Origin of the sequence: Pseudoalteromonas sp. MTN2-4 (assembly GCF_042848605.1) — a bacterium.
Lineage (GTDB): Bacteria > Pseudomonadota > Gammaproteobacteria > Enterobacterales > Alteromonadaceae > Pseudoalteromonas.
Genome location: NZ_BTGK01000004.1, coordinates 386153 through 405352 on the forward strand (window position 1 = coordinate 386153; position 19200 = coordinate 405352).

21 protein-coding genes are annotated in these 19200 nt (G+C 39.0%); 7 read left to right on the plus strand and 14 right to left on the minus strand.

Going from position 1 to position 19200, the window contains the following annotated elements:
• The first annotated feature begins 165 nt into the window (after window positions 1-165).
• The 3 genes from ACGHEH_RS12835 to ACGHEH_RS12845 all read left to right on the plus strand — a co-directional run bounded on the left by ACGHEH_RS12835 (window position 166) and on the right by ACGHEH_RS12845 (window position 1498).
• Complete coding sequence (locus tag ACGHEH_RS12835) at window positions 166-618, plus strand: hypothetical protein (protein ID WP_390445976.1); 453 nt, start codon at window positions 166-168, stop codon at window positions 616-618.
• A gap of 21 nt (window positions 619-639) precedes the next feature.
• Entirely contained in the window at window positions 640-1116 is a 477-nt protein-coding gene (locus ACGHEH_RS12840; protein WP_390445978.1) for a GreA/GreB family elongation factor, read from the plus strand.
• A 67-nt stretch (window positions 1117-1183) separates the two neighbouring features.
• Window positions 1184-1498, plus strand: a complete 315-nt coding sequence (locus ACGHEH_RS12845; protein WP_390445980.1) for a hypothetical protein — start codon at window positions 1184-1186, stop codon at window positions 1496-1498.
• 2 nt (window positions 1499-1500) lie between these two features.
• On the opposite strand, the gene ACGHEH_RS12850 is transcribed toward ACGHEH_RS12845, so the two are convergent.
• The 7 genes from ACGHEH_RS12850 to ACGHEH_RS12880 form a co-directional block, all read right to left on the minus strand.
• On the minus strand, window positions 1501-2181 hold the full coding sequence (locus ACGHEH_RS12850; protein ID WP_390445982.1) for a M15 family metallopeptidase: 681 nt from the start codon (window positions 2179-2181) through the stop codon (window positions 1501-1503).
• Complete coding sequence (gene dapE, locus ACGHEH_RS12855; RefSeq protein ID WP_390445984.1) at window positions 2181-3335, minus strand: succinyl-diaminopimelate desuccinylase; 1155 nt, start codon at window positions 3333-3335, stop codon at window positions 2181-2183. The genes ACGHEH_RS12850 and dapE overlap by 1 nt, the downstream gene beginning before the upstream one ends.
• Window positions 3335-3679, minus strand: a complete 345-nt coding sequence (locus ACGHEH_RS12860; protein WP_390445986.1) for an ArsC family reductase — start codon at window positions 3677-3679, stop codon at window positions 3335-3337. The genes dapE and ACGHEH_RS12860 overlap by 1 nt, the downstream gene beginning before the upstream one ends.
• A gap of 9 nt (window positions 3680-3688) precedes the next feature.
• Window positions 3689-4198 carry a PTS glucose transporter subunit IIA gene (locus tag ACGHEH_RS12865; protein WP_390445988.1) on the minus strand — a complete coding sequence of 170 codons (510 nt, stop codon included), beginning with the start codon at window positions 4196-4198 and terminating at the stop codon, window positions 3689-3691.
• On the minus strand, window positions 4198-4578 hold the full coding sequence (locus ACGHEH_RS12870; RefSeq protein WP_390445990.1) for an ACT domain-containing protein: 381 nt from the start codon (window positions 4576-4578) through the stop codon (window positions 4198-4200). Before ACGHEH_RS12870 ends, ACGHEH_RS12865 begins: the two co-directional genes overlap by 1 nt.
• A gap of 100 nt (window positions 4579-4678) precedes the next feature.
• Window positions 4679-6835, minus strand: a complete 2157-nt coding sequence (gene pta, locus ACGHEH_RS12875; RefSeq protein WP_390445992.1) for a phosphate acetyltransferase — start codon at window positions 6833-6835, stop codon at window positions 4679-4681.
• Entirely contained in the window at window positions 6835-8034 is a 1200-nt protein-coding gene (locus ACGHEH_RS12880; protein WP_390445994.1) for an acetate kinase, read from the minus strand. The genes pta and ACGHEH_RS12880 overlap by 1 nt, the downstream gene beginning before the upstream one ends.
• A gap of 154 nt (window positions 8035-8188) precedes the next feature.
• Between ACGHEH_RS12880 and yfbV the strand changes: the two genes are divergently transcribed.
• On the plus strand, window positions 8189-8641 hold the full coding sequence (yfbV, locus tag ACGHEH_RS12885; RefSeq protein WP_058029604.1) for a terminus macrodomain insulation protein YfbV: 453 nt from the start codon (window positions 8189-8191) through the stop codon (window positions 8639-8641).
• Window positions 8642-8715: 74 nt separating this feature from the next.
• Here yfbV and rlmA read toward each other — a convergent pair whose 3' ends face one another.
• From rlmA to xthA, 3 genes are read right to left on the minus strand one after another with little or no spacing between them, the layout of a single operon-like run.
• Window positions 8716-9516, minus strand: a complete 801-nt coding sequence (gene rlmA, locus ACGHEH_RS12890; RefSeq protein WP_390445996.1) for a 23S rRNA (guanine(745)-N(1))-methyltransferase — start codon at window positions 9514-9516, stop codon at window positions 8716-8718.
• Window positions 9513-10142, minus strand: a complete 630-nt coding sequence (locus tag ACGHEH_RS12895; protein ID WP_390445998.1) for an energy-coupling factor ABC transporter permease — start codon at window positions 10140-10142, stop codon at window positions 9513-9515. The genes rlmA and ACGHEH_RS12895 overlap by 4 nt, the downstream gene beginning before the upstream one ends.
• A gap of 14 nt (window positions 10143-10156) precedes the next feature.
• Entirely contained in the window at window positions 10157-10966 is an 810-nt protein-coding gene (gene xthA / locus ACGHEH_RS12900; protein ID WP_390446000.1) for an exodeoxyribonuclease III, read from the minus strand.
• A gap of 355 nt (window positions 10967-11321) precedes the next feature.
• On the opposite strand from xthA, the gene ACGHEH_RS12905 reads away from it, so the two are divergent.
• Window positions 11322-11987: a LiaF domain-containing protein gene (locus tag ACGHEH_RS12905; protein WP_138483025.1), complete on the plus strand. Its 666-nt coding sequence runs from the start codon at window positions 11322-11324 to the stop codon at window positions 11985-11987.
• A gap of 39 nt (window positions 11988-12026) precedes the next feature.
• Here the strand turns inward: ACGHEH_RS12905 and ACGHEH_RS12910 are convergent, their stop codons facing one another.
• Entirely contained in the window at window positions 12027-12854 is an 828-nt protein-coding gene (locus ACGHEH_RS12910; RefSeq protein ID WP_390446002.1) for a DUF417 family protein, read from the minus strand.
• Between the two features lie 145 nt (window positions 12855-12999).
• On the opposite strand from ACGHEH_RS12910, the gene ACGHEH_RS12915 reads away from it, so the two are divergent.
• Window positions 13000-14187 (plus strand): alkaline phosphatase family protein, encoded by a 1188-nt coding sequence (locus ACGHEH_RS12915; protein WP_390446004.1) that lies wholly within the window; start codon window positions 13000-13002, stop codon window positions 14185-14187.
• A 53-nt stretch (window positions 14188-14240) separates the two neighbouring features.
• On the opposite strand, the gene ACGHEH_RS12920 is transcribed toward ACGHEH_RS12915, so the two are convergent.
• Window positions 14241-14411: a hypothetical protein gene (locus ACGHEH_RS12920; RefSeq protein ID WP_390446006.1), complete on the minus strand. Its 171-nt coding sequence runs from the start codon at window positions 14409-14411 to the stop codon at window positions 14241-14243.
• A 140-nt stretch (window positions 14412-14551) separates the two neighbouring features.
• Entirely contained in the window at window positions 14552-16726 is a 2175-nt protein-coding gene (locus tag ACGHEH_RS12925) for a S9 family peptidase (protein ID WP_390446008.1), read from the minus strand.
• A gap of 268 nt (window positions 16727-16994) precedes the next feature.
• Between ACGHEH_RS12925 and ACGHEH_RS12930 the strand changes: the two genes are divergently transcribed.
• Entirely contained in the window at window positions 16995-17420 is a 426-nt protein-coding gene (locus tag ACGHEH_RS12930; RefSeq protein ID WP_390446010.1) for an exonuclease III, read from the plus strand.
• A 68-nt stretch (window positions 17421-17488) separates the two neighbouring features.
• Here the strand turns inward: ACGHEH_RS12930 and ACGHEH_RS12935 are convergent, their stop codons facing one another.
• Window positions 17489-18907 (minus strand): alanine/glycine:cation symporter family protein, encoded by a 1419-nt coding sequence (locus ACGHEH_RS12935; RefSeq protein ID WP_390446012.1) that lies wholly within the window; start codon window positions 18905-18907, stop codon window positions 17489-17491.
• Window positions 18908-19200 lie beyond the last annotated feature (293 nt).

The following is a 19200-nucleotide window of genomic DNA, read 5'->3' on the forward strand; positions in this document are numbered from 1 at the left end:
TTGCATGGTAATAGTAATTTTTTTGCAAAAAAAAAGATACCTAAAAGAAGTGAAATCATGACATCAATCAATTTTTTGCAGTTATCGCAAATAATGACAGCTTCTAGTAGAGTTAAATTTTAGAAAAGCTTAGACTTGCCTTTTAAAATCCAACCTAAAACTAGTATGACAAAGACTTTTCATCACTTCTTTATATTGGTTTCGAGCCTGTTAGCAATTGCTTGTTCAGACTCAGATACAATTATACATGAAAGTTCAGAAAAAAGTGAAAGTTATCTTCCTCCTCAAAACTGCGCCGACGTTTCAACCTGTCATTTAGCGGATAAGGTCATGCTTTGGGTCGATGATAATTTGAAGTTACATGCAGAATCTGAGTTTTTAATTCGTCTTCAAGTAGAACAAGATAGGTCCTTTGAGATTAGAAGTGCAAAAATTGAAGGTAAGTCAATGAATATGGGCTATATCCCATTATTCTTTTCACAATTAAATAAAGATACATACATAGCGCAGGGTATTGTTGGCGCATGTGACACCGACGATATGGTCTGGCAAATCGTTATTGATTATTCTATTGATGACGTTGTAAAGCAAATTAGCCTTACATTACCAATGATTTGACCATTTAAGCAGTAAGATAATATGAACAAACAGCATTTCATCGAACATCTAAAATTTGCACTTGAAGCAAAACTTCAAGAGGCAGTACAAGCTGCAAATTCTGCGAGAGAAGATGCGACGCACGAACAAAGTGCAGCCGAAACACAATATGATTCTCTGAGTATTGAATCAGCCTATTTAGCACAGGGTCAGAGTGAGCGTGTTGACGACGCGCACAAAGCAATTAAAGCTTTTGAGGAGATTTATGAGTTGTGTCCTTCTGAATCGATTGTCATTGGTAGTTTAGTAAGTTGTGAGAACGAAGAGGGTGATATTTCTTGGTACTTTATTGGGCCAACAGAAGGTGGTTTAAAACTAGATATTAAAAGCACAGTCGTTTGGACAATCACACCGGCATCGCCACTTGGTAAGGTACTCATGAATAAAAAAGTGCACGATGAATTTGAATGGACTATGCATGGGGCAACACAGGAATTCGAAATTACAAGAATTCTTTAATTGATATGAAAGCACTTATTAAATCTGTGGTTTAATATTAATCAATGTAATCTTAAGCTTATTAACTATGTCATCGGAAATAACCCTAAAAGCAAACGAGCAATTAGACTTTTTATGCGAATTACTAAACTCTCATGGTTTGGTGCCAATTTGCTCTAAGTTAAATGACTTTCAGCGAGATACGTATATAGAGGTCATGGGAGAGAGCCCGCTTAAGATACACTGCCATTTTTATGCTCAAAACGAAGTTAGGTTTAGCTATATGAAGTCGAAGAGTCGGGTTCAGATGCGCTTAGTGTTAAGTGAAACAGGGTTTAAAATCTTTGGAAAAGAAGAGTTTTTTAAGCACTTACTTACATTAATTGAGGGAAATGCGAATTAGGTTTATAACTCGCAAACATTACTCACGAAACGCTCATGTAGACTGGGCATATTTTCAATAAGTATATTGTGGCCAAGTACATTTGATGCTTTTAGAGCTTGATTGATATTTTCAATATTCTGATATTCAAACAAATCTTTACTACATGCTATGTGGCTTATATGCCAAGGTTCTTCAGCTACCCCACCTTGAAACTCTTTGTAAGGACGATAAAAGCCAAACTTAGAAAGGTTCTCGTCTAGCCAGGTATTAAGCGTATAAAATGGCCCATTAAGCTGATACTCCCACGGTTCGAGCTGCAATCTTTGACCTGGCTTTAATAGGTTAGGTGCGAACACATCTAGGTCAGTGCCAAAGTGATGTCTGCTCGCTCCAGGCATTGCCGAGAAAAGCATAATAGCTTGTATAATCTCGATTTCTGAGAGGTTAGCAATTTCAACAGGTTTGTTATTCGCATTTAAAATAGGGCGTTTACCTGAAAACTTGTTATTCCAGATAAGAGATTGACGTTCGAAGCTTCGATAAGCAGATGCAATTTCTAAATCGAACCCAGCATTCTTTGCGGCTAATTCTAAAGCAAGGAAATCATCGATGATACCTTGATGAAGTTGTTTGCCTTTGTATTCGGTCAAATGCGCTTCAGAAAGGCCGCAAGCGCAAGCGGCCATATCAGATAAAGTCATTAGCTAAGTAACTTCTCGAGTATCTTCTCGTAAACTAAAGCCAGTTTGTCTAAATCATCACAGCTAACGTGTTCATCAACTTGATGTATGGTCGCATTAATTGGCCCGAGCTCTATAACTTTACAGCCAGTTTGCGCAATAAAACGACCATCGGATGTGCCGCCAGTTGTTTCTGGTGTACTCGGCAAACCGGTTACTTCTTCGATGGCAGCCAAAGTCACATCAAGCAAGTCACCAGGCTCAGTTAAAAATGGTAGGCCATTTACAATCCAGTTTAGCTCGTACTCTAAGCCGAACTTATCTAGAATTGCGATTGCGCGTTGTTGTAGCTGTTCAACCGTTGATTCTGTTGAAAAACGAAAATTGAACTGCACATACACACTGCCAGGGATGACGTTAGATGCGCCAGTGCCGCCTTGAATGTTTGATATTTGAAAACTGGTTGCCGGGAAAAACGCATTGCCCTTATCCCATTCAGTTTGACTCAGCTCTGCTAAAGCAGGAGACACCGCATGAATAGGGTTATGCGCTAAGTGAGGATATGCAACGTGCCCTTGTTTGCCCTTTACAGTTAAATGTCCTGTTAAAGAACCTCGACGGCCATTTTTTACTACATCACCGAGTCGGTCACGAGAAGAAGGCTCACCGACCAAACACATGTCGATTTTTTCATTTCTGGCTTCAAGTAGATCGACTACCTTTGTGGTGCCATTAATGAATGGACCTTCTTCATCCGATGTAATTAGAAACGAAATAGAGCCTTTATGATCAGGGTGCTTTTCTACAAACCGCTCAGTTGCAACCACCATAGCCGCCAATGACCCTTTCATGTCAGCGGCACCACGGCCATGTAATATGCCATTTTCAATGACACCGTCAAAAGGAGGATGTTGCCAGTCAGTCTCATCGCCTGTAGGCACAACATCAGTGTGACCGGCAAAGCAAAAATGTGGGCTATCAGTGCCTTTTCTTGCCCAAGTATTTAATGTATCGACAAAAAAATGCTCTTCAATGTTAAAACCAAGTTTAGCTAAGCGCTCGTTCATTAAGGCTTGGCAGTTAGCATCTTCTGGGGTCACTGATTTTTTTTGGATCAATGCTTGGGCTAGTGAGACAACCTCAGAATGTTGAGGTGCGTTATTGTGACTACCCATTAAGCGAAAATCTCATCATACTGGGCTGCTTTAAAACCAAGGTGTAGTTTACCATTCACCTCAAGAATAGGGCGTTTGATCATCGCTGGAGCCGCAACTAAATGAGTAATGGCAGATGTTTCAGATAGGTTGCTCTTTTCATCATCTGATAAAGCACGGTAGGTTGTTCCGCGTTTGTTTAATACCTGCTCCCAGCCTAAGCTTTTGCAAAATTCAGTAACTAACTCTTCTGAAACACCATCTTTACGGTAATCATGAAAAGTAAATTCAATATTGTTGTCACTAAGGTATTTTTTTGCTTTTTTAATAGTGTCACAGTTCGGAATGCCATACATAGTGATCATAAGAGCCTCTTAAATATTCTGGTTTTGAGTAATTGTAATGAGTGGATCTAGCCCAGTACGCACTTGCTTCAACGGGTAAAAGCAAGGACCTAATCTATCGGCGTTAACAATAAGTAAACTACCGAGCAATGGTTTTTCTAGGTGCGTGGTTTCGAAGTAAGCAAGTAATTCTCCTTGCTTGACTTCTTTTTTGCCGAAGGCACTGTTTATTTGCAAACTTGTATTGGCTTGCTCTGAAGGTGGATGAATATGAATGAGTAATTTCAAGCCATTTTTTGCAACCAGTATAATCTCGTAGCCATGTCGTTTAACTTGTTCGATTTTACCGTCAAATGGTGCGGAAACTTTTCCTTGGGTTAACTCTACAGTCACGCCTCTTCCAATCATGCCAGAAGAAAATAAGGCAAGCGGATGCTGTTTTAAAGACTGTACTTTGCCGCTGAACGGACTGGCGAGATGTAAAACTGGATCAACAATTTCATTGATAGGTGCAAAAGGGACTGATTGAGAAAACTGCATTAAAGAACCGTGTATCCGTCTTTTTTCAGCGCATTAATTGCGTCTTGAATTTGTTGTTCTTTGACTAAAACATAGTCGGTGTCATAGGTAGAAATAGCAAAAATGGAAATTTTAGCATTAGCTAAAACTCCAGAAATATTTGCCATGATCCCTGTTAAAGAAAAACCAAGTGGACCTATCACTTCTAATGCTCGCCAATGTGCTTCAGTTGCAAAACTATCAATTTCAATATCTGAAGGGCAAACAATAGAGAGTTCTTCAAGTGTTTTAGAAATAAAGAAGATATCACACGCTAACACTTGGTTAGGAATTGTTTGGTCAACGTCAAGGCTATGTATTGAAAAGTCCTGTTTTAACAATTGTAATGTTTGCTTTGACATAGTCGCTTATGTTTATTGGGCTATATGCCTATAGTATAGCTAAGTGTTAAAAAGTTAAACCCTCAACACTTAGCTAAGTTTTACAATTGTACAAACAGTGTTATTTTGTTTGTTCTGCTAATTGCTTTGACTGAATAGCCGTAAGTGCAATGGTATAAACGATATCTTCTACCAGTGCACCACGGCTTAAGTCGTTCACAGGTTTGCGCATACCTTGCAGCATAGGACCAATACTTACCAGTTCAGCACTTCTTTGTACTGCTTTGTAAGTTGTGTTACCAGTATTTAAGTCAGGGAATACAAACACCGTTGCTTTACCTGCGACTTTACTGTTTGGGGCTTTTTTGCGCGCTACATTTTCCATAATCGCTGCGTCGTACTGTAGTGGGCCATCAATTTCAAGATCTGGACGTTTCTGCTGGGCAATTTTAGTGGCTTCACGTACTTTATCTACATCCGCACCTTGGCCCGACTCACCCGTAGAGTAGCTGATCATGGCCACTCGCGGCTCAATACCAAATGCCGCAGCAGAGTCAGCTGACTGAATGGCGATATCGGCAAGTTGCTCAGCAGTAGGGTCTGGGTTAATCGCGCAGTCGCCATAAACCAATACTTGATCAGGTAGTAACATAAAGAACACAGAGCTCACTAAAGATGAACCCGGCGCTGTTTTAATGAGCTGCAGAGGAGGGCGGATAGTATTCGCTGTGGTATTCACCGCACCAGATACAAGGCCATCGACTTCGTCTTCAGCGAGCATCATAGTGCCTAATACTACGTTGTCTTGCAGTTGCTCTTTAGCAACCACAGGGGTAAGACCTTTGTTCTTACGCAGTTCAACCATAGGTGCAACGTAACTATCTTGTATCTCACTCGGATCTTTAATAATAACGTTTTCGTTGAGCTCTACACCTTGTTGAAGCGCAATACGCTCAATTTCTTCTCTTTCACCTAATAGAACCGTTTTAGCTATACCACGTTCACCACAAATTGCAGCAGCTTTAATTGTGCGAGGCTCATTGCCCTCAGGAAGCACAATGGTTTTCTTTGCTTGACGAGCTAAATCGGTCAACAAGAATCTAAATGCTGGAGGAGAAAGCTTGCGCGTTTTAGCAACATCTTTGGCTAAAGTATCTAACCAATCTGAGTCGATGTTCGCTGCGTTATGCTCTTTTACTTTTTCAATACGCTGTTCGTCATCACTTGGTACTTCCATATTGAAGTTATGAAGTAACAAAGATGTACGCCATGTATCGGCTTCGGTTGCTAGAATAGGTAGACCCGTTTCCATTGCTTGCTCACATAAAGTCATGATACGCGGCTCAGGTTTAAAACCACCCGTCAATAAAATAGCACCTAACTTAGTGCCATTCATAGCGGACAAGCACGCCGCCACTAACACGTCTGAGCGGTCTCCCGGCGTAACCAATAATGCACCCGGGGTAAAGTGATTCAAGATATTTGAAACTGTTCGGGCACAGAATGTCACACGGCGTAAACGCCTATGAGCCATGTCACCGGCATTGATCACTTCGGCTTTTAGGTAATCACTTAAGTCTGCTACACGTGGCGCGACCAGATCGAAATCCCAAGGAATTGCGCCAAGTAACATAAACGGGTGTTTTCTGAAAATAGGCAATGACGCCAAACGGTTCATTTCATTTTCAAGTTCTTCAGGTTCATGCTGGTCAACTAAATCAGCACGCGCACGGCCTTCTTCATCAAGCGGAGCATTTACTTTGTTGAAAATACAACCCAGTACACGACTGTGATCTATGCCGCCGTAGTTACCTGAGGCAATTTCTAATCTATCTTCTAACTGTTCGTTCGTGTCATTTCCTGGTGTTAATACAAATACGATATCAGCCCCAAGTGTTTGAGCTATTTCACGGTTTACACGACCAGCATAAGGCTGAAGGCGAGTAGGCACCATACCTTCGATAATCGCAACTTCATCATCACTGATGGCACTTTCGAAGCGCTCAACGATTTCTTCAAGTAGATCATTGCCTCTACCATCACCAATCATTTGTTCAGCATAACTGAGTTCAAAAGGCATTGGAGGCTGGATGGTTGAACCTTGTTGCACAATAACCGTCGATTTCTCAGGGCCTATATCATCTTTACGAGGTTGCGCAATGGGTTTGAAAAAGTTTACTTTTACCGCTTTTTGCTCAAGCGCACGTACAAGACCAACAGAGACAGATGTTAAACCAACCCCAGTAGAGATGGGGATTAACATGATCCTACGGCTCATTATTTTTGCTCCTGTGCAATGTTTGCTGCATCGTTGGCAATCATCCATTCTTCATTGGTAGGCACCACAATGGCACATGGCGCTGTCTGCTTTGTGATCACACCTTCAGAACCAAAGCGTGCCGCAAGGTTCTTATCATTGTCGATTTCTAAACCTAAGAAAGATAAATGTGCAACGACCTTAGCGCGAATTACATCTGAGTTTTCACCAATGCCACCAGTGAAAATCAGTGCGTCTAACCCACCTAATGGCACTACAAACGCTGCAATTTGTTTTGCTAAACGATAACAGAATATATCTAATGCAAGTGCTGCTTGCTGATGCCCATCAGCCGCAGTTTCTTCAATGGTTCTACAATCATTAGAAAGTTCACTAATGCCAAGTAAGCCACTTTCTTTGTTCAAGAGCGTATCTATTTGCTTTGCTGAGTAATTCAGTTGCTCAGTAAGGTAGTTGAAAATGCCTGGGTCAATATCGCCACTGCGGGTGCCCATCACCAAGCCTTCAAGTGGTGTCATACCCATACTGGTATCTACCGATTTACCATTTTTAATAGCAGTAACAGAGCAACCATTGCCTAAATGCGCACTGATAACCTTTGAGTTTGTTTCGTCAAGGTTTAAGGTCTTGATTGCTTCTGCCGATACAAAAGCATGACTGGTGCCATGGAAACCATAGCGTCTGATCCCATGTTGTTTGTAAAGCGTATAAGGCAGCGCATATAAGAAAGCTTCTGGCGACATGCTTTGATGAAATGCGGTATCAAACACTGCAATTTGAGGCAGTTGTGAAAACGCAGATTGCGCCGCTTCGATACCAAGCAAGTTAGCTGGGTTATGCAATGGCGCAAGTGAAGAAGTTTGTGTGATTGCTTCTATCACATCAGGTATGATTAATGCAGACTCTGTGAAGTGCTCGCCTCCATGAACAACACGGTGTCCAACAGCAACTAGGCTTGAATCTAATTGTAGTTGTTTTACGAGTTCAACTAACTTTGCAATTGCAGTTTGATGAGCATCGTTTGGTGATAGCGCGATAAGTTGCTTGTCACCATTAAACTTGTACTTGATTTGCGGATCTAGCTCGCCTAAACGTTCAGCAAGACCTGAAAGAAGCTCGTCACCCGACACTGTGTCGATGATGGCAAACTTTAAACTAGAGCTTCCGCAATTTAAAACCAGTACATGAGATGAGGGCATATGCATTTCCAATTTTGACAATAACAGTAAATGCGTATTAAGCTTAAAGCGAAGTCGCGGTTTAAGCTACGCAGTAATACAAAGGTATAATAGACAATGATAACTGTTTATTTTACCCCAATTTTGACCGAATAGTTAGCTTCTAGGAGTCCTAATGCAAAAAAGTCTCATTTCTCAAATGCAACTTGGACGACAGTACGCCAAAGAATGGCCTATGCGCAAAGAGCTTGCGCCTATGTTTGCAGAATTTAGAGTCATAAAAGCCACTGAACTTGCGATCAGTGTTATGCCTTTACTTGCTGTGATTACTTTAGTATTGCAAACCAATTGGTTGGGAAATCAGTATGTACCTCAATCTTTAGCCATTGCACTTTTCTTTATATCTTTGCCTGCTCAAGGTTTACTTTGGTTAGGGAAGCGTGCTGATACGCCGCTTAATCCATCTTTAAATACTTGGTATCAAGAATTGTTTAATAAGATGGTGGCCAATGGCTATGATGCGCCCATGCAATTACAGTCGCGCAGACCCACTTATCGAACTTTGGCAAAACTGTTAAAAGACATGTTTGAGAAAATGGATAAAGCATTTACAAAAGAGCAGTTTTAAACTGCTCTTTTCAGTTGTACCCACCCTCAAAGTAATCATTTAATTAAAGGGGGGGGTGTACAAGATAGTTTTATTTAAACCTTCTGATATTCGCTTAAATAAAATGATAGGGTGATTGTATGGCTCTGCTTTTCCTTTAAAGCGTCATAGTGACTTTCTTTAAACTTCCAAGCAAATGGTGTCATTTGTATTAAATGCTCAATGATTTCTGTTTTAATCTCTATTTGTTTTTCAAGCTCATGGTGTTTAACTAATTTGAACCCAGCAGGGGTATCTGGATGTGTATGTAAATTCACATTAGGGTAAATTAACGATTTCAGTTCGAATAAATGCTTAGGGCCCGGGTTCACTAGAATTACTTTACCTGTGCTCTTCACCAGCCTTTGTAATTCTTTTTCAAAAACTGGGGCAAACACAGTGACAACACAGTCCATACTTTCATCTGCAAATGGTGCTTGTTTAGCTGAGGCAACACTAAAATTAGCCTCTTTATATCGCTTAGCCGCATATTTAACGGCTGATTTAGAAATATCGAGCCCATATACATCACATTCGGGCAGTTCATTGGCAAATAAGTGCGTATAAAATCCTTCACCACAGCCTAAATCGAGCAATGTTTGAGGAGAAGATAGTGAAATTAGATTGGCAATCTCTTGTCTCAAAAAGTGATAATGGTCAGTTGCAAAAAAGGCACGACGCGCTTGAACCATATCTAAATTATCACCGGGTTGTTTTGATTTTTTATTCTGAACAGGCAATAAGTTGACATAGCCTTCTTTGGCGAAATCAAATTGATGTCTGTTTTCGCAAGACATGCTATTGCCAGTTTTATTTAACGGAGCCTGACAAAGCGGACAGTGATAAATTAGCGTCATTTATCTAAGTATTCCTTATCATAAAAGGTTTTAACCCAGTGGGGTTTATAAGTAATAAGTAAAGTGATTGCCATACCATTTAACATGGCTTCGGGAAACCAAATTAACGTTGCATAAAATAAATAGTTATCTAATAACTGTTGGAATGTGTACGTATCAATTAGCCAATAATATACACCTGACGACAATATTTTGAATGCGCCAATACAGCCTGCGCATAAAAATGCACAGACAAAAATATACACAAAAAAATGTCTTGGTAATTTGCTGTAACACAGTACAAAAAGGGCGTAACTGACCAATATGGGAAGTAGCGCAGTAAAAAGATAAAAGTCGGCAAATTCATAAGATTGAATGGTGCCAAAAGTAAGTAATAAGAGACTGGTAAGTAGAGCACTTAAACTTGCTAACCGCCAGCCAAGAACCAAAGTAATTGCGGTTATTCCCAATATATGAATATTTAGATAGGGCAAAATCCCCGCTTTAATTTGCCAAAGCAGAGCCAGTACAACTGAACAAGCAAGTACACCAGTTTGTCGGATAGGCCTATGCCAAAGCGTTAAATATTCGCGTTTATCGATAGTAAACGCGAATATGATTAAGGTAACAAGCGGGGTCAATAACATAGAGTGAGTTCTAATTAAAATTTAAACTCGGCCCAAATTGGCGCGTGATCAGAAGGCTTTTCGATGCCTCTTAAATCGTAATCGATTTCACTTTCTACACATTTGGCCATCAATGATTCAGTCGCTAACACTACATCAATGCGAAGGCCTCGGTTATCATCAAAACCTTTTGAGCGATAGTCGAACCACGAGTAACGTTCTGTCTTTTCTGGTGTTAATTCGCGGAAAGTATCTTTAAATCCCCAATCCATTAACGTCGCAAGCCATTCACGTTCTTCTGGTTGGAATGAACATTTACCCGTTTTAAGCCAACGCTTCTTATTTGGCTCACCAATACCTATATCTAAATCTATCGGTGAGATATTGATATCACCCATCACAATGACATTTTCTTCAGGCGTGTGATTTTCATTTAAGTGTGTCATTAAGTCTTTATAGAACTGACGCTTGTATGGGAACTTGGTTTCATGATTTATGTTATCACCTTGAGGGAAGTAGCCATTATGAATGATCACATCTTCACCTTTATCATTCTCGAATACACCTGAAATCATACGTTTTTGGGATTCTTCTGTATCAGTCGAAAACCCTTTTTTGATTGATTTAGCAGGTTTCTTCGACATCAGTGCGACACCATAATGTGCCTTTTGACCATGGAAATAAACGTGGTAGCCCATAGCTTCTACATCTTCAACCGGAAACGCTTCATCGTGAACTTTGATTTCCTGTAAACCAATTACGTCAGGTTGATGTTTGTCGATTAATGCTTGTAATTGATGAAGACGAGCACGAAGGCCATTAATGTTAAATGAGATTACTTTCATAATTTGAGCTTATAGTTCTATGTAATTTACGTACCATTTTAACATTGAAAGGGAGTTGCGAAAGCCCGAGATAGCAATTTAATTATCTATCACTTTTTTCGGTTTGGGAGATATGTTATTTATTGGTCAATACACTCAAGTTTTGGTGAAAAAGCAACCTAACTAGAAGTGCAGTCCGAACTAGTGCATTGAATTATAATGACTTTATTTCTGGTTCGGTTATTGCTTTGAATTTAATAAATACAATTTTAATGGTACAGCTTATTGAATGCTTAAGTTGAACCTTTCATTCACTTATACCAATCAGCTTAATTAAGTGTTATTGCAGATTGGTATTATATAGTAGGGAAATATCATGAGCGTCGTATTAGAAGATAGACCAATTGAACAAGTCAGAGAAGAAGTAATAGACAACCTAATTTACAACTATAGCCATGGTGTTATTTCCGCAGAGGCATTTGAAAGACGTTTAGACAAAGCAATGAGTACACAGGTTCATGCTGAAATCGTCGCCTTAACAGCAGATCTTACTATGCAAGCAGACGAGAAGTATACGGCACAAAAAGATGCTAGCTTGAATATTAATTACGGACAAAAATCTGCAGGCGACAAGCTAGATATTAAAACGGTTTTAGGAAACAGCTCTCGAACAGGTAAATGGGCGGTACCGAAAGAAATTAATTTATTAAATGTATTGGGTTCTACAACCTTAGACTTTTCCGATGCTGTATTTGAGCACCAAGAAGTAACTGTAAATGTAAATTGCATACTGGGTTCAGAGAAAATTTTGATCCCCGAAGGTGTAAATGTGATCTGCGAGGCGTTTTGTATTCTAGGTAATGTAGAAAATAAAGCGCCATCTATTGCGCCAAAACAAGCACCGACTATAAAGATTAAAGGCAAACTTTGGTTAGGTTCAGTTGACGTTGAAATTAAGCGCACGATTAAAGAAAAGTTTGTGAGTTTTGCCAATGAACTTAAATCATTATTTGATGATGGTAGTTATGGTAAATATAAATAAGCAGGATATGAGAGGGCACCTTTAAACGTGCCCTTTTTATCATACTTTTTGTTCGGTAAACTTTAAAAAGAAAATTAAATTCGCGATAAACCACAAGTCTTTTATTAAAAAGTGACCAGTCGTAGATAAAATAGTTGATGAAGTAACTGCGCCTGGGGTTGTAGCTAAAAATGTTTGTGTCATGACAAAAACTGCAAGTGACATTAACAGGCCAATCCAAAGTGCTTTTCTGTTATAAATGGCTGCAATCAAAAGTGCGACAGCTAACAAATCATAAACGCCAATTAAATTCGAGGCAGTTTGTAAATCCCAAACACTATACATCCAAGACATAAATGGTGAAGTTTGCAGTAAATCTTCGATCCCTTGTGCTTCTATCAAGGTAAACTTCATACCCCCGATCCAAACGAGTACCACCAAAACTGGGAATATCGCTATCCACTGCATTACATGATTAGAAAGGTTTGGGTTAAGTAGACAGATGCCAATAGAAAGTAACGCAAAATACTTAATGACGTTTTGGCCTGCTCCGATGACAGGAAAACCGCCCATGCTTTCAATCCACATACCCGTTGAAAAAAGGCTTAGTAAAGGCACTACAGACACAATAATGAGTAAATATGCTAAAGTCGGTTTTGCTTTTTCAAAGTACATAGAAAGTATCGCAAATACAGCAAGTAAAGAAAAGCATAAAGCAGCCAGCATGTTAGCAAGTTCATAACTTAGGAGTGAGTTGAAGCCAAAAAAATTGACTGTTTTTTCGATATGTCTATGACTGCCCATTAGCAACATACTCGTGCTCATCAATAAACTTGATAATACAACGAGTAAAAGCGCCATCTTGGTACTGCAATACAACTTTTTCATTTAACAACCTTTATAATTAGGAATACGCAATAAGACCGAGATAAAGAAGATTTCTTTCATTTTATAAATATCTTTTATCGAAAATTGTTTCTTTTGTCATTTTAAGCAACCAAAATAAAAGCGCACTTAAACACGGGAATTTTAAATGATCAAAACACTTTTTTATTGTGTCTTATTGCTTATAGCCATACCCAGTATCGCAAAGCAACAAACTGTCGTCCTTATCTCACTTGATGGTTTTCGGTGGGATTATATTGAAAAACATAACGCTCAAAATATTAAACACATCGCCGATGGCGGTGTTCGAGCCACTAAAATGTGGCCTGTATATCCAAGTAAAACCTTTCCAAATCATATATCCATAATTACCGGCTTACTACCGGTCAATCACGGTATTATCGACAATAAGTTCTGTGATAAACAAAGAGGTGATTGTTATAAGATGGGTAAAGGGCAAGGAGATAGTACTTGGCTTAATGGCATACCTTTATGGAATCTGGCAAAAATGCAAGGGCTCAAATCAGCTGCCTATTTCTGGCCAGAATCCGATGCACGCTTTAATGGCATGACCCCTGACTATTACTATCATTACTCAAAACATAGTGATTACCAAACGCGTATCGACCAAATGGTTGAGTGGTTAAAGTTACCAAAAGAACAAAGACCAAGTTTTGTTGCAGGGTATTTTTCATTAGTCGATAGTATGGGTCATGACTTTGGACCTGATAGCAAAGAAGTTTATGATGCCGTGCAAACAATGGATAAGTTAATCGGGCAGTTTGATGAGCGCTTAAAAAAGCTGCCTCATGATGTAAACTTAGTGCTGGTGGCTGATCATGGTATGTCCTCATTAAAAGAAGACAAAACAATCACGATTAGCAGCCTGAATATTCCAAAGTCTTGGACGGTGAAAAACACAGGACCAAGAGTACTTATTTATGCGAATGACGCTTCAATTGAAAACGTTAATTCAGCAAAGCAACAGTTACGTCTTATCTCAAACAATCGATATGCAGTGCTAGATGATACGATCTTAAAGCAGCGTCATTACCATGGCACTCCAAGGATCCCAGATATTATTTTAGAAACCAAAGCTCCGAGTGTTTTTAGCTTTGATGGCAAACTAGATTATAAAGGTACTCATGGTTTTGCAAATACAGATGATATGGCTGCTATGTTTGTTGCAACTGGGCCAGCTTTTAAAAAGGGCTATCAAATTAAAGAAATGAGTAATTTAGAAATATACCCAACAATAGCTAAAATACTGGGTTTAGAGCTGATAAGGAATGTAGACTCAGATGGCAAAACACTACTTAAAGCGCTAAACGAATAATTAGAATAAAATTCGGAAACTAAGCGTTTTAAATAAAAAGAGTAACCATGAGGTTACTCTTTTCTGGTTGGAAACTTTTTATCACCATTGTTTTGCTTGAAGCTTGCTGATTGAGAGTGACTTTTATCTAGCTTACTCAGATGAGAGACTGGCTCTGCTAACGCCGAGGTTGAGCCAAAACATAAAACTAAACTAAAAATCTTTTTATACGCTGATGCAAACATAACAATTCCCTGAGCCTAAGCTACTTTTGATATGTTTTAATTTTAGCAATGAAGAGTGGAAATGTGTGTGTCGAAGTGTAGCGAAATGTAAGAGAATGTAAGACCAGTTAATCTGGCCTTACATTTACAGAATAACTATTTTATAAGTTATTTTTTCCTGCTAAATCTAGGAAGAATGCATACTCTAGAGCAGTATCATGTAAGCGTTTGAAGCGACCTGATGCACCACCGTGACCCGCTTCCATATCTACTTTAAACAATAACTTATTGTCGTTTGTCTTATAGTCGCGCAGTTTTGCTACCCACTTTGCAGGCTCAAAGTACTGTACTTGAGAATCATGTAGGCCAGTCGTTACAAGAATATGAGGGTAATCTTGCTTCTTAACCTGATCATAAGGCGAATAGCTTAGCATGTAGTCGTAATAAGCTTTGTCGTTTGGGTTACCCCATTCGTCATATTCACCGGTAGTAAGTGGAATGCTTTCATCAAGCATAGTTGTAACTACGTCAACAAAAGGAACATGTGCAGCAATGCCTTTATATAAATCAGGTGCTTGGTTGATCACCGCACCCATTAACAGACCGCCAGCACTGCCACCTACAGCGTAAACTTGATCTTTATGGCCATAACCTTGTTCAACTAGCTGTTTTGTTACGTCTACAAAATCATTAAAGGTATTTTGCTTGGTCAGCTTTTTACCATCTTCATACCATGGACGGCCTAGCATTTGTGAACCACGGATATGGGCAATTGCGAAAACAAAACCGCGGTCTAATAAGCTAAGTCGATTGCTTGAAAAGCTTGGATCCATTGTTGCGCCGTAAGAGCCATAACCATATTGGTATAATGGATTTGTGCCATCTTTTTTGAATTTGTCTTTGCGGTAAACAAGAGAAACGGGCACTTTAACGCCGTCTCTTGCTGTAACAAAAATACGTTCTGAAGCGTAATTTTCAACTTTGAAGTCACCCAGAACTTTATTTTGCTTAAGAATACTTGGTTCACCTGATTCTAGATTAAAGTCATAGTGAGTACCTGGTGTTGTCATGCTTGTGTAGTAAATACGGATTGAGTCATTGTCTAATTCGTTATTGCCATATAAATATGCAGCAAATGCGTCATCATTAAATTTAAGTGCTTTTTCACTGCCATCTTTAAGAGAACGAACGATGACTTTTACCTGACCCATTTCACGTTCTTGATAAACAAGATGGTTATCGAAAAGTTCGATACCTTCTAGTTTAACTGCAGGGCGGTGTGCAATGACTTCTTTCCATTTAGATTTATCACCTAAGTCTTTTTCGTTAACTTGCATTAGTTTGAAGTTAACCGCATTTAGATTGGTCAAAATATAGTAGGTGTCTTTATGTTTCGAAACATTATATTCAAGACCTTTCTCACGAGGAATAAAGCGTTTGGCCTTAGCTTTACTATCGTTTGCGTCTATGAAAGACATTCCTGAAGACTCGGTGCTTGAATGGTAAATGACAACATTCGAACCATCTTTTGTTTTACCTATATAGGTATAATAAGTATTATCTGCTTCTTCGTAGATCAGTTCATCTGCTGATTGCGGTGTGCCTAACTTATGGCGGTAAACTTGATAGCCTAATAAAGTTTGCGGATCTTTCTTAACATAATAGAAATGTTGATTATCGTTAGCCCACACAACACTTGCTTGCGCGCCTTCAATTTTATCGTCTAAAAGTTTGCCTGTTTTTAAATCTTTAACTTGAATAGTATAAATTCTGCGGCTGACTGTATCTTCACCATAAGCGAGTAGTTGGTCATTTGGACTCGCAGATAAGCCCGATGCACTATAGTATTCATGGCCTTTTGCAAGTTCATTAACGTCAAGAAGGATCTCTTTATCAGATCCTTTGAAGTCACTGCTACGAACATAAATAGGGTATTCGTTATTACCACGCATTTCCGAAGAGTAGAAATAGTTACCGCGTTTGGTCGGTACAGAATTGTCGTCTTTTTGGATCCGAGACTTAAGTTCTTCAAATAGTGTTTCTTGAAGCTTTTCTGTGTTACTAAGTTGCGCGGCAGTATAAGCGTTTTCGGCTTCTAAGTGAGCAATGATTTCAGGATCTTTTCGCTCGTCATCACGCATCCAATAGTAATTATCAACACGTTTATGGCCGTGTATTTCCATTTCGTGTGGAATTTTTTTGGCTATCGGTGCTGCAACAGCTTTCTCTTGTACTTGAGCAGTAGATTGCTGAGTTTGAGTGTTATTGTCATTATTACAACCAGCTAATACTGCCAAAGAAATGATGCTTAAAGCATGAGGTAGAAATCGTTTCATAGTAATCCTTGTTATAAATTATTCCTTTTGATGCTAACTCAGATTTTACAGTCTCACCAGCCAAGATTGTAAAGACATGTAAAGTAGTAAAAGCATGCGTTAAGTTTTAAACAAATTGTACAAATTAGATAAACTTTTAAATGCTTTGAACACGACATTTAATCAAATGTAAACTGTTTATTAAATGTACAAAATAAATGATTTATTGCATTTACAAGAATAAAAGTGGCTATATAATGCGCGCAAACTCGTTCTTATTAGGTGTATTATGCTTAAATCTATCTCACTTTTGGCTTTTGGTTTAACTGTTTCTTTGAATGCTCAAGCATCAGCATTCGTGTCAGCTGATAACTCAGCAGAAACTAAAGTATGTGTTATTGCTTCAACAGAAGGCTTCTCAGCAGCTCGTAAAGAAGCAAGCAAACATGGCTTAAACGTGTCTCGTTTTTCACCGAGCTTATTATGTAATGGCGAAGATATTCGTAAAGTTGCGAAACGTGCTGAGCTTGAAGCAAATACATCTTCAGAAAAGAAAGTAACACTAGTTGCTAAAAACCAAACTTTAGAAACGTCTTTATGTATGACAGCGGCGAGAAAAGGAATTAAAGAAATCGGTTACAAAGCACGTAGCTTACGTTGTAACGATATTCCAGTACGAGAATTTGTAAAAGAGTTTGCGAAAACTGCAATCTAATATTGCTTTAGAAAAGATTTCAAAAAAAGCCGTTGGAATACTTCAACGGCTTTTTTAATGTTTATGAATTATTTAGTCCATATACCTTTAGGTAATGTCGCTTTAATTTTCTCATTACTATTAGGGTCAAATACTGGCACTTTACCTTGTTTAAGCTGAGAGATGTAATCTTTATAAAGCCAGATTACAGCACCTGATAACATGAATAGAGCTGCTACGTTTACAATCGCCATCATGCCCATAGACACATCGGCCATTGTCCAAATCAAGCCAAGTTCACTAACAGAACCAAACATCACCATACCAAGCACGCATAATCTAAAGGTCAACATGCCATGTTTATGATTGTGCTCTAAGAACATTAAGTTTGTTTCAGCATATGAGTAATTAGCTACGATAGACGTAAATGCAAAGAATAAAATGGCAATTGCAATGAAAATAGCACCCCATTCGCCTACATGTTGAACAAGCGCAGCTTGTGTTAAAGCAATACCAGTAACACCAGACTCAGGGACTAGTTGATTAGATAGTAAAATAAGTGCGGCAGTTGCAGAACAGATAATAATAGTATCAACAAACACGCCAAGCATTTGAACATAACCTTGCGATGCAGGGTGGTTAGGATTCGGTGTAGCTGTAGCTGCTGCATTTGCCGCGCTACCCATACCAGCTTCGTTAGAGAACAGTCCTCGTTTAATCCCTTGGATCATTGCCTGCATGACAGCATAACCAATTGCACCAGCGCCTGCTTGTTCAATACCAAAAGCACTGTAGATAATTTGCTTAAATACGGCTGGTAAAAGCTCAAAATTGATAGCACATACGTATAATGCAACAGCTAGATAAGCCAAAGCCATAAAGGGCACAACCAACTCAGCAAAACGAGAGATGGTTTTTAAACCACCAAAAATAATAAAACCAGAGCCGATAACGAGTAAAACACCCATAATGTGTTTTGGAATATCAAATGCCACTTCGAACGCGGCTGTGATGGAGTTTGCTTGTACTGCATTAAATACAAGACCAAATGCTAATATAAGGCATAAAGAGAAAAGCACACCCATCCAACGCTTGCCTAAACCATACTCCATATAATAAGCAGGGCCACCACGGAAGTTGCCATCTTCATCTTTTGTTTTATAAAGCTGTGCAAGAGCGCTTTCGGCAAAACTGGTTGCCATACCGATAAGTGCAATTAACCACATCCAAAAAATAGCACCAGCACCACCTAAATAGAGTGCAACAGCAACGCCAGCCATATTACCTGTTCCAACGCGTGCGGCTAATGAAGTACAAAAAGCCTGAAATGAAGAGATGCCCGAATCAGAACCTTGTCTACTATTAGCCATGACATTAACCATATAAGGAAATTGTCTAAATTGAATGAAGCCCAAACGGAAGGTAAAAAATAAACCTGCTGCTATTAATAGATATATAAGGACATGTCCCCATAACAATCCACTAATAAAGTTTAAAATATCAGCCATAATTGAATGCCTAGTAAATTGAAGGAATAAATGAGGGGCGTAATCTAGCATAATTAGCAAGGTGTTCTAAAGAAGAGCGATAAAAACATCGTTTATCCACAGGGTTTTGTGGGTAAGCTGTAATTAACTGGTTTGTAACTCTGTATATTTAAATATCTAAAAAATAATGCATTTTTCTTTTAAAAAGGGGTTGCGCACTTTTAATTTCTCCCTATAATGCGCACCCACTGACACGGAGCGAGACGCTGAAAAGCAAATCAAAACGATGTTGAGTCAAATAAAACTTAATCTTA